The following is a 12,710-nucleotide window of genomic DNA, read 5'->3' as shown; positions in this document are numbered from 1 at the left end:
GAAGTGCAGCGCGTCGACGAGTATCCCGGCCGCCGGCGACGAGATCTTCTCCACGATGCGAACTGCCGTCGTCAGGTTCGACACGCTCGTCCACGGCATGAACTCAAGGTCCGCTGTCAGTCCTAGGCGCTGCGAAATCTCGCAATAGGCCGCAAAGCGATCTGTGAAGCGCTCCAAGTCCGGATCGTAGGCTGCGACCAGCGTGTGCCTCGCACCGAGTTCTCGGCCCGTTTCGAGAAATGCTTCCAACGATCCGACGATGGTTTCGGGCCTGAAGGCGACCACCTCCAGATCCGCGACGCGGACACCGGTCGCAGCCAAGCGTGACTTCGTCTCTCTCAGTTGTCCGGGATCGTCCATGAGCGGATAGGCCGTCCCGCCCGGCGTGGCTGGCAGAAATCGGAACCCGACCTGCTCGAATCCGCAGGCCGCTGCGACTTCGACGAGGCGGGGCGGCGAAAGTTCGAGCGCAGTCAGCGCAGCGAGGGAGAAGTTCGGCATTGAAGCACCTTCAGGCAGAAGCAATATTACCTAACATATTTTAAAATACCAGTTGATTTTCATTTCATATGGTGACTATCTCCGGCCGCTTGCCTCGCCCATCGGCGGGTTTGGGAGGAATTTCGATGACTGAAACTGTCCTGGTCCTGAACGGACCTAATCTGAACCTGCTAGGCGTCCGAGAGCCGGAGATTTACGGGCGCGACACGCTCGACGACATCAAGAAGCGATGCGTGGACCAGGGGCGGAAGCACGGCCTCGAAGTCGATTTCCGTCAATCCAATTCCGAGGCGACACTGATCGACTGGCTGCATGAGGCTCGCGGAACCAAAGTCGGTGTCGCCATCAACCCCGCCGGATTGTCGTTCCATTCCATCGCACTGCTCGACGCACTGAAGATGTTCGATGGGCCCAAGGTCGAAGTTCACATCACGAACATCCACAAGCGCGAGCCCATGTATCAGAAATCGCTGATGTCGCATGGCGTCACCGGCGTGATCGCCGGACTCGGCGCGACCGGCTACGTGCTGGCTATCGATGCACTCGCCGAATTCGCGAAAGCCGGCAAAGCCTGATCGCGTCAGATCAACCAATAGTTCCAAGGCAGGAGGGCCCAATGGCACTGAACAGAAGACAATTCGGCGCGACCGCAATCGGATCGATGGCGGCCATGTGGGCCGCGCCCTCGATCGCGGAAGGCAAGAAAGTCAGCCTCAAGGTCGGCGGGCAGTTCGCGGACAGTCATCCGTCTTCCAAGGCGATGGACACTGCTTGCGCTGAGATCCGGCAGCAGTCCAACGGCCGTATCGACATCCAGTTCTTCCCAAACGCCCAGCTAGGCTCCGATGCCGCCATGCTAACGCAGGTCAGGTCGGGCGCCCTCGATATGATGACGGCTTCCGGCATCTCGATGCAGGTCGTTTCCCCGATCGCGGGCATCAGCGGCATGGCGTTCGCCTTCAGCGACTACGCTCATGTCTGGCAGGCGATGGACGGCGACCTCGGAGCCAGCATCCGCACCGGCCTGGACAAGGTTGGCATCTTTGCGTTTCCGAAAATTCTCGACAGCGGCTACCGGAACATCACGACCAGCAACCACCCCATCGATTCCGTCGAGGACCTCAAGGGCATGAAGATGCGCGTACCCCCGAGCCCGGTGTGGGTTTCGCTGTTCACGGCCCTCGGCTCGTCACCCACCTCGATCACCATCAATGAGCTCTATTCTGCTCTGCAGACCAAGATCGTGGACGGACAGGAGAATCCGCTCACCATTATCGAGTCCGGTAAGTACTACGAAGTGCAGAAATACTGCTCCATCACCGAGCACATGTGGGACGGCTTGTGGATCATCGCGAACGGAAAGCGGATCAAATCGCTTTCTTCGGATGATCTCGCGTTGATCACCAAGTCCTTCGAGGCTGCCACGGACAAACAAAGGACCGAGACCGAACGTCTCAATACCGACCTCGAAGGAAGCCTCAAGTCGAAAGGCCTCGTCTTCAACCGCCCGGAGAAGTCCCAATTTCGAAAGGCGCTCACAAAGGCAGGCTTCTATGCCGATTGGAAGCAGAAATACGGCCCGGAGGCGTGGGCTGTGCTCGAGAAATACTCCGGCAGCCTCGCCTGATCGCCGTCACGATGGCAGCCGCAGCCGAAACGGGGAGCTCTCCGATGCAGTCGGAGGCTCCGATCGCGGCCCGAGCCGGCGTCTTGCCCAGGCTGGATCGGGCGCTGGGAACCGTGATCGCGGTGCCCACAGCCGCGCTTGTCCTGGTCGAGGTGTTCGTCCTCCTCGGAGGCGTCACATCTCGGTACGTGTTCCATCATCCGATCATATGGTCGGACGAACTGGCTTCGACCCTGTTCCTTTGGCTGGCGATGCTGGGCTCGGCCATGGCGCTGCACCGGTCGGAACACATGCGAATGACCGCCTTCGTCGGCATGCTGCCGCCGGCGGTTCGCCTCACCTTGGAGGTCGTCGCGATGGTTGGCGGCCTCACGTTCCTCCTATTGATCCTCCCGTCTTCTTGGAACTTCGCCGCCGAGGAGATCCCGGTGACGACCCCGGCGATGCAGATCTCGGACGCTTGGCGCGCAGCGGCCTTACCGGCGGGCTTCGCGATCATGATCGCCGTCTGCGCGATCAGACTGCTCGCCCTCGGCAATTGGCGCCATGTCGGGGGCGCCCTGCTCGCCAGCACGGTTGTCGTCGGCGGGCTCTATCTGCTTCAGCCTACCTTCGAGAATCTGGGCAATCTCAATCTGCTGATCTTCTTCGTCGGCGTGGTCGCCTGTCTCGTCTTCGCTGGCGTACCCATTGCATTCGCCTTCGGGCTGTCGACGTTCGCCTATCAGGCCCTGACCACAGACACGCCGATCGTCGTCGTCGTCGGCCGAATCGAAGAAGGCATTTCCAACCTCATCCTGCTTTCGGTTCCATTATTCGTCTTTCTCGGGCTCCTGATCGAGATGACGGGAATGGCACGCGCGATGGTCAACTTTCTGGCGAGCCTGCTCGCACACGTTCGCGGCGGACTGTCCTACGTACTGATCGGCGCGATGTATCTCGTCTCCGGCATCTCCGGATCGAAGGCCGCGGACATGGCCGCAATCGCACCGGCGCTGTTTCCTGAGATGAAGGCGCGTGGATCGAAGCCTGGCGAACTGGTCGCACTGCTCGCCGCGACTGGCGCCCAAACCGAGACCATCCCGCCAAGCCTCGTTCTGATCACGATCGGATCCGTCACCGGTATTTCGATCGCATCGCTGTTTACTGGCGGGCTGCTGCCGGGCGTCGTGGTCGGTGCGATCCTCTGCGTGGTGGTGTGGCGCCGCAATCGGCGCGAGGATCTTTCGCACGTGGCGAAAGCGCCGGCCCGGGAAATCGCTCGAACCTTCGTCGTCGCGCTACCTGCGATCGCCCTGCCCTTCGTAATTCGGGCGGCTGTCATCGAAGGTGTCGCAACAGCCACCGAAGTTTCGACCATCGGAATCGCCTATTCCGTGCTCGCGGGTCTCCTGATCTACCGGAAGTTCGACTGGAGACGCATCTATCCGATGTTGGTCGAGACCGCCGCGCTTTCGGGCGCTATCCTCCTGATCATCGGGGCTGCCACCGCCATGGCTTGGTCGTTGACGCAATCCGGCTTCTCGCGCGATCTCGCGAGCGCGATGGCGGGGCTTCCAGGTGGCACGCCGACATTCCTCTTAGTGTCGATTGCCGCCTTCGTCGTGCTCGGCAGCGTGCTCGAAGGAATCCCGGCCGTCGTGCTGTTCGGTCCTCTGCTGTTTCCGATCGCAAAACAGGTGGGCGTGCACGAAGTCCACTATGCGATGGTCATCATCCTGGCTATGGGAGTCGGACTGTTCGCTCCGCCCTTCGGCGTCGGCTACTATGCGGCCTGCGCCATCAGTAAGGTCCATCCAGACGAAGGGCTGAAGCCGATCGCCGGCTACATAGTTGCGCTTCTAATCGGTCTATTGCTGGTAGCCTTCGTGCCCTGGATCTCCATTGGATTTCTCTAGAAGGCAACGCATGCCATCTACCGGTGACCGCCATTGGGACAGCGAAACAGACCTGCTGGTGATCGGCGCCGGCGCCGCCGGGATGACGGCCGCGCTGGTCGGCAAGCTGGAAGGCTTGCAGGTCATCCTCTGCGAAAAATCAGACATGGTCGGGGGAACGACGGCGACGTCAGCGGGATCGGTGTGGATCCCCGGAAGCAGCCAGAGCAAGAAGGCTGGCGTGCCCGACTCGATAGAAGCAGCGAAAACCTATCTGGCCGGCATACTCGGCGGCATCTCCGATAAACGGCTTTCGGCGTTCCTGGCGTCCGGGCCCGCCATGCTCGACTATCTCGAACGCAAGACCAGCGTGGTCTTCGCGCCTCCCCCTATCCATCCCGACTATCGCGACCTGCCCGGTGCCGCGGTCGGCGGCCGGACGCTTGGCGCGGTCCCGTTCGATGGCAGACTGCTAGGTGCCGACTTCGAACGGGTGCGGCCGCCGCGCCGGGAGTTCATGGTGCTCGGCGGCATGATGGTCGGCAAAACCGACATCCCGCCGCTGCTGGCCCCTTTTCGAACCTGGAGCAACTTCCGGCATGTCGTAGGCATACTCTTCCGGCACGCCACCGATCGGCTGAAATTCAAGCGCGGAACGCGTCTGATCATGGGCAATGCGCTCATTGCGCGGCTGCTGTCCGATCTGCGGCAGTTGGCCGTCGACGTCCGGTACATGACCGCGATGGAGGAGTTGATCGAGATCGACGATGAGATCGTCGGCGCCGTCCTCGCTTCATCTAGCGGCCAGATCGCCGTGCGCGCGCGGAAGGGCGTTGTGCTGGCGACCGGTGGGATCGGCTGGAGCGACGAACTGCGTGAGCGGTTCTTCGAGGAGAACACGCGACGCTACTCGCTTTCGCCGGACAGCAATACTGGCGACGGGATCCTCGCGGGCGAACGCGCTTCCGGGGAGATAGAGCGAGGGATGGAAAGTCCGGCGCTTTGGATGCCAAGCTCGGTCATGAAGCAGCCGGACGGCCATCTTTCCGTTTTTCCGCACATTATGCTGGATCGCGCGAAACCCGGGCTTCTTGCCGTCGACGCGAGCGGTCGTCGCTTCGTGAACGAAGCCAATTCGTATCACGATTTCGTCCAGGCGATGCTCCGATCGAACCGGTCGCCTCCTAGCCTACCCTGCTATCTCATTTGCGATCGGAGCTTCATTTCCGACTATGGCATCGGCCTCATCCACCCGGGCTCACGCAGCTTGCGCAACTTCATCGACGCTGGCTACCTGGTCGAGGGGCGCTCAATTCCCGAACTAGCAGCCCAGATCGACGTGGACGGTGATGCCTTGTCTCGGACGATCGCTCGCTACAACGCGTATGCCGAGACCGGGGTCGACGAGGAGTTCGGCCGCGGAACAAGCCCGCTGAATCGCGTCAACGGCGATCCAGACAACGAGCCTAACCCCTGCCTGCGCAAGATCGGGCCGGGGCCTTACTACGCGGTCGCCGTGTGGCCAGCGGATCTCGCGAGCAGTGCCGGCCTCCGGACGGACGAGCGAGGCCGTGTGCTACGATCGGATAGTAGGCCGCTGAAAGGGCTTTATGCGGCCGGTACGGACGCCGCCTCGATCTTCAAGGGAACGTACCCTGGTCCCGGCACCATGATCGGGCCGGCGATGGTTTTTGCCTGGCGCGCGGCAATGGACGCGGCGGGCGCCTTGGACAACTATTTGATACCGTCGGATTGAGGCATGCGAGAGAGGGCAAATGTGCTAGATTCGAGCCAAATGAGAGGCCGCACGTGCTGACAAAAGCCCAAACGACCGAGACTATCGGCGAATCTGCCTATCGGCGGATACGGTCCGACATCATTTTTGGCGTCCTCTCTCCAGGCCAGAAACTGAGGCTCGAGCGCATTAGCGAAAGCTACGGGACGTCGATCCCGACACTGCGCGAACTCCTGAATCGGATGTGCGCCGAAGGACTCATCGTGGCCGAGGGACAGCGCGGCTTCGAGGTCGCGCCGGTGTCGGCTGCGGACTTCAGGCAGGTGGCTGAGCTGCGTCTCCTCCTCGAAAATCATGCTCTCGAGCAGTCTTTCGTTGCCGGCGATTTAGACTGGGAGGGCCGCGTCGTCTCTGCCCACCACAAGTTAGGCGTCATGGAAAAGCGCATGGTCGAGGGGCATCGCGAGAACCAGGAACTGTGGAAGCAATGCGATTGGGACTTCCATCACTCTCTGATCTCCGCCTGCGGTTCGGACGTGCTTCTCGCTGCACACGCCGCAGCATACGACCGCTATCTCCGATACCAGATGATAGCTGTCGTCTTCCGAGGAGAAATCGCGGCGCGGGAACATCAAGCCTTGCTGGAGGCTGCACTCGTCCGCGACTGGAAACGGGCGCAAACGATCATGGTTTCTCACATTCGTGGATGCGTTGAACACGCGCTAAAGGAAGACAATGCGGGCCTATTCGGAGGGTCAACCAACCCTCGCCCGGTCGACACTACGAAGACGGGAGTCGACATCCAACCCAAGCCAAAATCTCCGAAAAAAGCCGCCAAATCGACCGCTGCTCTCCGCGGGAAAGCCGGGGCGCAATAGCGGCATATGTCGCAATGGGCCACTTCCGGACTCATGCACTGCAACGGGCAATCGTCCCGCTAGTGTTTCTCCATGAAGGCAAGGACGGCTCGATCGTAGGCGTCGGGATTTTCCCATGGAACGGTATGCGAGCTTGCAGCGATCTCAACTCTCTCGCGATTCGCCAAGCAACGTTCTAACTGATCTATGACCAGATGAAACACAGGAGGGCTTCGTTCGGCATTGGATAAAAGCGTGGGGGCGGTGATCTTTTTGGCCATGTCGCAGGTGAAAACCGGTCGCGGCCGTTTCGTGGTCGCATCCGCCTGATACGAAGCGACGTTGTCGAAGTTCATCTTCTTGTGAGCGTCTGACCGGCGTTCGTAGGCTCCCGGACCGCCGATGCCATCTCGAGCTTCGTGATGAAGTTAGGCGTAGGGACCACAGGTGGCCGACATGCGTCCCGCATCGCCATCGACTCAGGCTAGTTAGGGCGACCGACAAGAAACAAAACCCGTTTTCATTCGCCTCGGTGTGAGAGCAGGACCACCTGACGACACCGCCCTCAAACTCCGATTTAAACGCTGCTGTGACAAGCGACAGCTGAGAGATCAGGCACCATTCCGAGCCCAGGCTCTTCGCTCAGAAAGACAGCGCCTTCTTGTACCTTCTCGACCGAACCGCAGAACAGATCTGCGCAACGGATTCTCGTTAGCGTCAACCTCGAGCCAGCCGTCGCCGCCCACGCCGGCGAGCAGATGCGTCGAGGCGAGCAGCCCGATACCGCCGCCGAGATAATGCGGACAGAACGTCTTGCCGATTTCAGAATGTCGCGTGCTAGGGCCGTGCAAGCGCTGAGCCCACCCCATTTGGCGATGTCGGGCTGGACGACGCCGAGCACGTCTTCTTCGCTCGCGCCTCATCAGCGCGGCGAGCACCGCCTGTGACGCGTAGAGGCCGGTAACCAGGTCGGCGATGGAAGTGCCGACCTTCAGGGCCGTCCGGATCGCCCGTGATGTCCATGACGCCGGACTCGCCCTGCAGGATCAGGTCGTAGCCCGGCCGGTTCGCATCGGGACCGGTCCGGCCGAAGCCGGAAATGCTGCACTGAATGAGCTTGGGATTGTCGGCGCTCATCGCCGCATAGCAAAGGCCCCACTTGGCGAGCGTGCCTGGCCTGAAGTTGTCGATCACGACGTCGGCGGCCTTGGCGCGCGCGATTACCGCGTCCCGTCCCGCCGCCGACTTCAGATCGATTGCGCAGCTTCGCTTGTTGCGGTTGACCGAAAGGAAGTACGAGCTCTCTCCGTTGACGAACGGAGGGCCGTAACGGCGACTCTCGTCGCCGATACGGGGGTCTTCGATCTTCACTACGTCGGCACCGAGATCGCCGAGATGCATCGTGGCGAACGGGCCGGAGACGACGCGGCAGAGGTCCAGGACCTTGATGCCGTAGAGTGCTTCCGTACTAGACGATCGCATCCGCCAGATTCTTCATCGTTTCGACCGTGATGTCGGGCTTGTGGGGCGTCTCTTCGAACGGCCGGTTACGCCGGTTGATCATCGCCGTGCGCATGCCAGCCGACTTGGCGCCGATGACGTCGAAGGCGTGATTGGCAACGAACAGAACCTGATCCATCTTGAGACCGAGGATCTCGGCGGCCTTGGTGTAGGTCGCGCGATGCGGCTTGAAGGAATTCGCCTCGGCGACGGAGATCACGCCGTCGAACGGAACTTTGTGATACTGCTTGGCTGTCTCGAGCATGTCGCGATCGCCGTTGGAGAGCACGACCAGCTTGTACTTGGTCTGCAACTTGGCCAAAGCCGCCGGCACTTCCGGGAAGCACTCGAGCTTCTCGATCTCGCCGACGAGATACTTCACTTCATCCTTCGTGAACTTGATGCCGGCGCGGGCCATGACGGCCGACACGGCGCGGTGGCCGATCTCGCGATACGGCGTGTGCTCGCGATGGAGCAGCGCGTCGATCATCGAGTTTTCGAAGTGGGTGCGGCGCCACCAGGTGACGAAAGAGTTCGGATTGCCGGTCCAACCCTTCTCCTTGAGGAACGGCGTCGCGATCTTGACGAGGCCGCCCTGCATGTCGACGACGGTGCCGTACTGGTCGAACATGCAGACCTTCACGTTGTCCTTGATATTCTGGATCTCGCTCATCGCCTCTTCCCTTTGCTCGTTTGCGGAGTGGATGCTCCGATCTGATCGCATCCACTGTTATCTTTGAAATGGATTGTTCTTCTTCGCACATTCATCTCACGAATGTTGAGGCGTGCGTTTCTGCTCGTCAGGAACCCGGGGAAGTCCCGGGCCATCGCTGTTCGGCAGGCTTCGCTAGGCCACGATCCCGACGACCTTCCGGCCCGAAGCCGCGGTCGCATCGTCGGCCGGCGCGCTCGACGGCTTGCCGCTCACTACCTTGCCAACATTCAAATCGCGTCAATCAGGCTATGGCTGCGCCTTTAATGAGTACGCGTACGCACCAATCTCAGGAGTTAAGCAGTGGAGGCTTTGGAAAGCGGACGGGATCTAAAATCGGGCTCATTTCCTCGATTTTAGCATCGATCATTTTGAGAACGGTGGCCGGAACGACATCCCGCTCTGGGAGATGCCACCAATGGTCGGTTACCGACGACACAACTTCCTCGACGGCCGAGATGACCGCTGGTTCGGGTAACCGCGCGCGATTGGCGAACTGTCGCCAGCGGTCCGGAGTAAGCGCTTTGAAGGACTTCTCTCCTCCCAGGGAGAGCGCCATATCGTCTTTTGGAAAATAAGCCGTGGTCGACAGGACGTCGTATACGGGGGCGATGGCCGGAGTGCCGCCGTCACCCGGGTAGATCGTGGACCAATTCTTCAAGTGCATGTCGCCGTTGCCGACAAGCGCAGCAAGGGCCAGTCGGCGAACGAATTCGAGTGCGGCGTCCGTCGAAACTGCCACGTTCAGCGCGGAGGCGATGTCGTGGTAGGATGCGTCGTCGTATTTTTTAGAGGGCTGCCGGCCAAAGATCTGAGCGAAGTCTTCAATGTGAATTCGAGTGCCTTTGGGCCCCCGGTCGAAACGCTTCACGAGCAAGATCTTGCCGGTCGACAGAGTATTGAATTCTACGGGAATTCCCTCGAAATCGGAGCTCTCTACAAGTTCGCGTTCGGGCACATCCATCCCTAGAATTTCGGACAGTGCCAAAATGGCGAACTCGTTTTCCGACAATCCCACAAGGTTGGAAGGGAATTTTGCGATGTACTGACCTTGCTCGTCGCCGATGGGCAGAGTCAGTCCGCCACCCTTGCCTGTGTTCTTCATCACAGAGAGCTTCATCTGAACTCCCGCGAGGGAAAACCGCGCTTTGATCTCACGTGGATTTTCTTGAACCGAAATCGTGGTGCTGCCGTCGCTCGGCACGAGGCGCGCCGCACCTGGGAGGTCCTCGCCAAGCGCCGCTAGGAGGTCGAAATCGTTTCCTTGCCTCACTGCTCCTGCGTGGTGTTTTTCCATCGCCTCGCGAAGCCTGTCCTCGGGCAACATGTTCGCAAAGAGCGCGGGCAATATGTGTGCTGCTGGCCTCGGATCCTTACGAAGGCCACCATCAGCGGAGCGAAGCGAAAGACTCAATATCGGGGGCCGCGCCATAGCTCGATAGGCTGGATCGAGACTAAACGCATTGAAATCGCCCGGCGTACGCACGACCGTTCCAACCTTGAGTTCTTGTAGGAACACGTCCAGCGACTGAATGGTGTTAGGGGCGCGGACCCGGGTGCTCATCATCATCGTCCATTTGGGTCGTGAATGCCGGTCGATCTTCGTCTTCGGATGGGCGAAGGAGTGCGTTGACGCCGGGCACCATTGCCTGTGGGATCAGCATTAGCTCCATGCCGAGCGCGCGCGCGACGTTAATCAGCGTGGTCGCCCGTGCAGCGGCGTCGCCCCGCTCGATATCGCGGTATCGCGGTCGAGAAATGCCCGCGCGTTCGGCCACCTGCTCTTGGGTTAGGCCCGCCTGCTTTCTCGCGTCCCGAAGGAGCCGTCCTAGCTGTTGAGTTGCTTCCGAGTTCCGTTGCATGATCTGTTTTGGTATCTTCTGGTGGTAGAAAGAAACGCAAAGGTATCATTTTTAGTCTACTCCGTCAAGAATATGATCTGTTTCCATATCATTTATTGAAGGAATGATCCTTAAACATATCTTTCAAGCGAGGCGGCGATGCCGGTCGACACTCGTTTCAATCCCGATCAGACAGCCGTTTTCGTTACCCGCCTTCGCGCATGACGATCTTTTCGACAGCATCAGCGGACACCGAAAAGTGGCGATGCAAGCGGGTCTGTTGGCTCATGACCCTGGAAGTATGATGCTCCCATAAACGCCAGGAGATCCCTGGCTCTGGGAGTTCGAGACCTCCAAGGCCGAAGCTGCAATTGAGTCGCGACATGCAAAATCTTCATCGGGCAATTTACGCGTAACTTCACGAAAGCAGCGCTTACCACCAGGCTGGGAGGTCGCATGCCGTTCGGTCCCGTCATGAACGTCTTCGATATCGTCAACGACCCACACTTTAATGCCCGTGACATGATTGTAGAAGTCGACCATCCTGGTAGCGAAGCCGGAACAGCGGTGAAGATGACGGGAACGCCAGGAACTATCGTCGGGCGAAGTCCGTTTCTGGGAGAACACACTGCAGAAGAGCTGCGTGCGGCGGGCATGGACGAGCAACGCATCCAGTCTCTGCTCGACCGAAAAGTCGCGCTCACAGAAAACGAAAAGCCCGTTGAAGAGGTCGCGCTGGCTTCAATGCCAGGTGCGACCTAGGCTTGGGAGCCCAACGCCTTAAGGACGGACAGGCATTCCGACTTCATGTTTTCCATGATGTCGCGGATTGGCCGTTCGTCCTTGATGCGCCCGACGATCTGGCCGGACATATAACCCATATAATCAGCCGCGTCGGCCAGTTCGAGCCGCTTCAGAGCGGGCGCCACCAGCAGCTTTTGCCCCGCCAATGGCAGCGGTTGCGGCGCGCCCGGAGCGTCCCAGGCGTCTGTCCATTTGCTGCGCAAGCCTCGAAGCGGCTTGCCTGTATCGTATTTGCGTTGGATGGCATCCTGTGAACGCGCCGCAATGAACCGCTTACGCATACCAGGAGAGAGTTCACTCTGAGACGAGCCGAGCCAGATCGTACCGCACCATACGCCTTCGGCTCCTAGAGCGAACGCAGCTGCAATATGACGACCGCTGCCCACGCCTCCGGCGGCTAGCACCGGAACGGGAGACACCTCTTCGACGACTTCAGGCCACAGCACCATGGACGAGATCGTGCCGGTGTGCCCACCCGCTTCGCTTCCTTGCGCGACGATCAGATCGACGCCCGCCTGCACATGCTTGCGTGCGTGCTCAGCACTTCCCGCCATTGCACCCACGGTGATACCGCGGCTGTGGAGTTTCTCGACCACATAGGCCGGTGGCGCCCCCATCGCGCTCAAGACAAATTTGGCTTGGGGATGCTTGACGACGATTTCAAGCACCTCGAGGACGCCCTCTTCCGTATGCCCGTGGCCGGGCGGTTTCTCACGGAGCATTTCGGCTTCAACCTCTGGTGGAAGCGGAGGAATGCCGGCATCGTCCAAGACTTTCTCGACGAACTCGATGTGCTCTCGAGGGAGGGCTTTGAGCCGGTCCGATAGGGGAACAACTTCGCCCACCTTGTTGGCGAAGAGAACATCGATGCAATACGGCCGCCCGCGCGTCTTCTCATCCATATCAGTGAGAATCCGCTCAAGCTCGTCTGGCTGATAATAGCTGGCCGCCAGTGCACCCATGCCGCCGGCATTGGTCACCTCAATCGCGACTTCCGGCTTGTGGGTGAAGCCAAAGATCGGGACTTCTATCCCGAACATGTCGGTAACGCGGTTGCGCATGAGAGTTACCATCCGGGCTGGAGAAATTACTTAGTTTTGACCGAATTTCGGCTTTCGTTTCTCCTTGAACGACATCGTCGCCTCCTTGTGGTCGGCGGTCTCGAACGTCACCTGTTCAAGCGCCATCGACGCCTCGAGCAGCATGTTCACCCGATCCTTGACGATCTGGTTGATCGACAGCTTGGTCCAGCGAAT

11 protein-coding genes and 3 pseudogenes are annotated in these 12,710 nt (G+C 60.0%); 6 read left to right on the top strand and 8 right to left on the bottom strand.

The features are described 5' to 3' along the window. On the bottom strand, nucleotides 1-501 hold a 501-nt coding region (locus JQ586_RS39195), incomplete at its 3' end, for a sugar phosphate isomerase/epimerase (protein WP_212399980.1). A gap of 125 nt (nucleotides 502-626) precedes the next feature. Here JQ586_RS39195 and JQ586_RS39190 point away from each other — a divergent pair. The 5 genes and pseudogenes from JQ586_RS39190 to JQ586_RS39170 form a co-directional block, all read left to right on the top strand. Continuing rightward, nucleotides 627-1,076, top strand: a complete 450-nt coding sequence (locus JQ586_RS39190; RefSeq protein WP_212399979.1) for a type II 3-dehydroquinate dehydratase — start codon at nucleotides 627-629, stop codon at nucleotides 1,074-1,076. Between the two features lie 86 nt (nucleotides 1,077-1,162). Continuing rightward, nucleotides 1,163-2,128 carry a TRAP transporter substrate-binding protein gene (locus tag JQ586_RS39185; protein WP_212399978.1) on the top strand — a complete coding sequence of 322 codons (966 nt, stop codon included), beginning with the start codon at nucleotides 1,163-1,165 and terminating at the stop codon, nucleotides 2,126-2,128. Nucleotides 2,129-2,172: 44 nt separating this feature from the next. Then, entirely contained in the window at nucleotides 2,173-4,026 is a 1,854-nt protein-coding gene (locus tag JQ586_RS39180) for a TRAP transporter large permease subunit (protein ID WP_249148663.1), read from the top strand. Between the two features lie 10 nt (nucleotides 4,027-4,036). Continuing rightward, nucleotides 4,037-5,761 (top strand): FAD-dependent oxidoreductase, encoded by a 1,725-nt coding sequence (locus JQ586_RS39175; RefSeq protein ID WP_212399976.1) that lies wholly within the window; start codon nucleotides 4,037-4,039, stop codon nucleotides 5,759-5,761. Between the two features lie 56 nt (nucleotides 5,762-5,817). After that, a pseudogene (locus tag JQ586_RS39170) lies at nucleotides 5,818-6,465 on the top strand (GntR family transcriptional regulator); the annotation flags it as partial. A 212-nt stretch (nucleotides 6,466-6,677) separates the two neighbouring features. Here JQ586_RS39170 and JQ586_RS39165 read toward each other — a convergent pair. From JQ586_RS39165 to JQ586_RS39145, 6 genes and pseudogenes are all read right to left on the bottom strand, one after another. Next, nucleotides 6,678-6,953 carry an alpha/beta fold hydrolase gene (locus JQ586_RS39165; protein WP_212399974.1) on the bottom strand — a complete coding sequence of 92 codons (276 nt, stop codon included), beginning with the start codon at nucleotides 6,951-6,953 and terminating at the stop codon, nucleotides 6,678-6,680. Nucleotides 6,954-7,174: 221 nt separating this feature from the next. Continuing rightward, nucleotides 7,175-7,504 (bottom strand): annotated as a pseudogene (locus JQ586_RS40960) (enolase C-terminal domain-like protein); the annotation flags it as partial. A gap of 58 nt (nucleotides 7,505-7,562) precedes the next feature. After that, nucleotides 7,563-7,998, bottom strand: a pseudogene (locus tag JQ586_RS39160) (CoA transferase); the annotation flags it as partial. Nucleotides 7,999-8,065: 67 nt separating this feature from the next. Further along, nucleotides 8,066-8,770, bottom strand: coding sequence for a haloacid dehalogenase type II (locus JQ586_RS39155; RefSeq protein ID WP_212399973.1), 705 nt, complete (start codon nucleotides 8,768-8,770; stop codon nucleotides 8,066-8,068). Between the two features lie 328 nt (nucleotides 8,771-9,098). After that, complete coding sequence (locus JQ586_RS39150) at nucleotides 9,099-10,373, bottom strand: type II toxin-antitoxin system HipA family toxin (RefSeq protein ID WP_212399972.1); 1,275 nt, start codon at nucleotides 10,371-10,373, stop codon at nucleotides 9,099-9,101. After that, nucleotides 10,348-10,671: a helix-turn-helix domain-containing protein gene (locus JQ586_RS39145; RefSeq protein ID WP_212399971.1), complete on the bottom strand. Its 324-nt coding sequence runs from the start codon at nucleotides 10,669-10,671 to the stop codon at nucleotides 10,348-10,350. Before JQ586_RS39145 ends, JQ586_RS39150 begins: the two co-directional genes overlap by 26 nt. A 369-nt stretch (nucleotides 10,672-11,040) precedes the next feature. Between JQ586_RS39145 and JQ586_RS39140 the strand changes: the two genes are divergently transcribed. Then, the gene (locus JQ586_RS39140) at nucleotides 11,041-11,412 is read left to right on the top strand and encodes a CoA transferase (RefSeq protein ID WP_212399981.1); all 372 of its coding nucleotides are present in this window, start codon (nucleotides 11,041-11,043) and stop codon (nucleotides 11,410-11,412) included. On the opposite strand, the gene JQ586_RS39135 is transcribed toward JQ586_RS39140, so the two are convergent. After that, the gene (locus tag JQ586_RS39135; RefSeq protein WP_212399970.1) at nucleotides 11,409-12,515 is read right to left on the bottom strand and encodes a nitronate monooxygenase family protein; all 1,107 of its coding nucleotides are present in this window, start codon (nucleotides 12,513-12,515) and stop codon (nucleotides 11,409-11,411) included. The genes JQ586_RS39140 and JQ586_RS39135 overlap by 4 nt on opposite strands. Nucleotides 12,516-12,710 lie beyond the last annotated feature (195 nt).

It is taken from the genome of Bradyrhizobium jicamae, from assembly GCF_018130215.1.
GTDB lineage: Bacteria > Pseudomonadota > Alphaproteobacteria > Rhizobiales > Xanthobacteraceae > Bradyrhizobium > Bradyrhizobium jicamae_A.
Note: the sequence above shows the minus strand (reverse complement) of the source record. Positions and strands in the feature narration are given on the sequence as shown.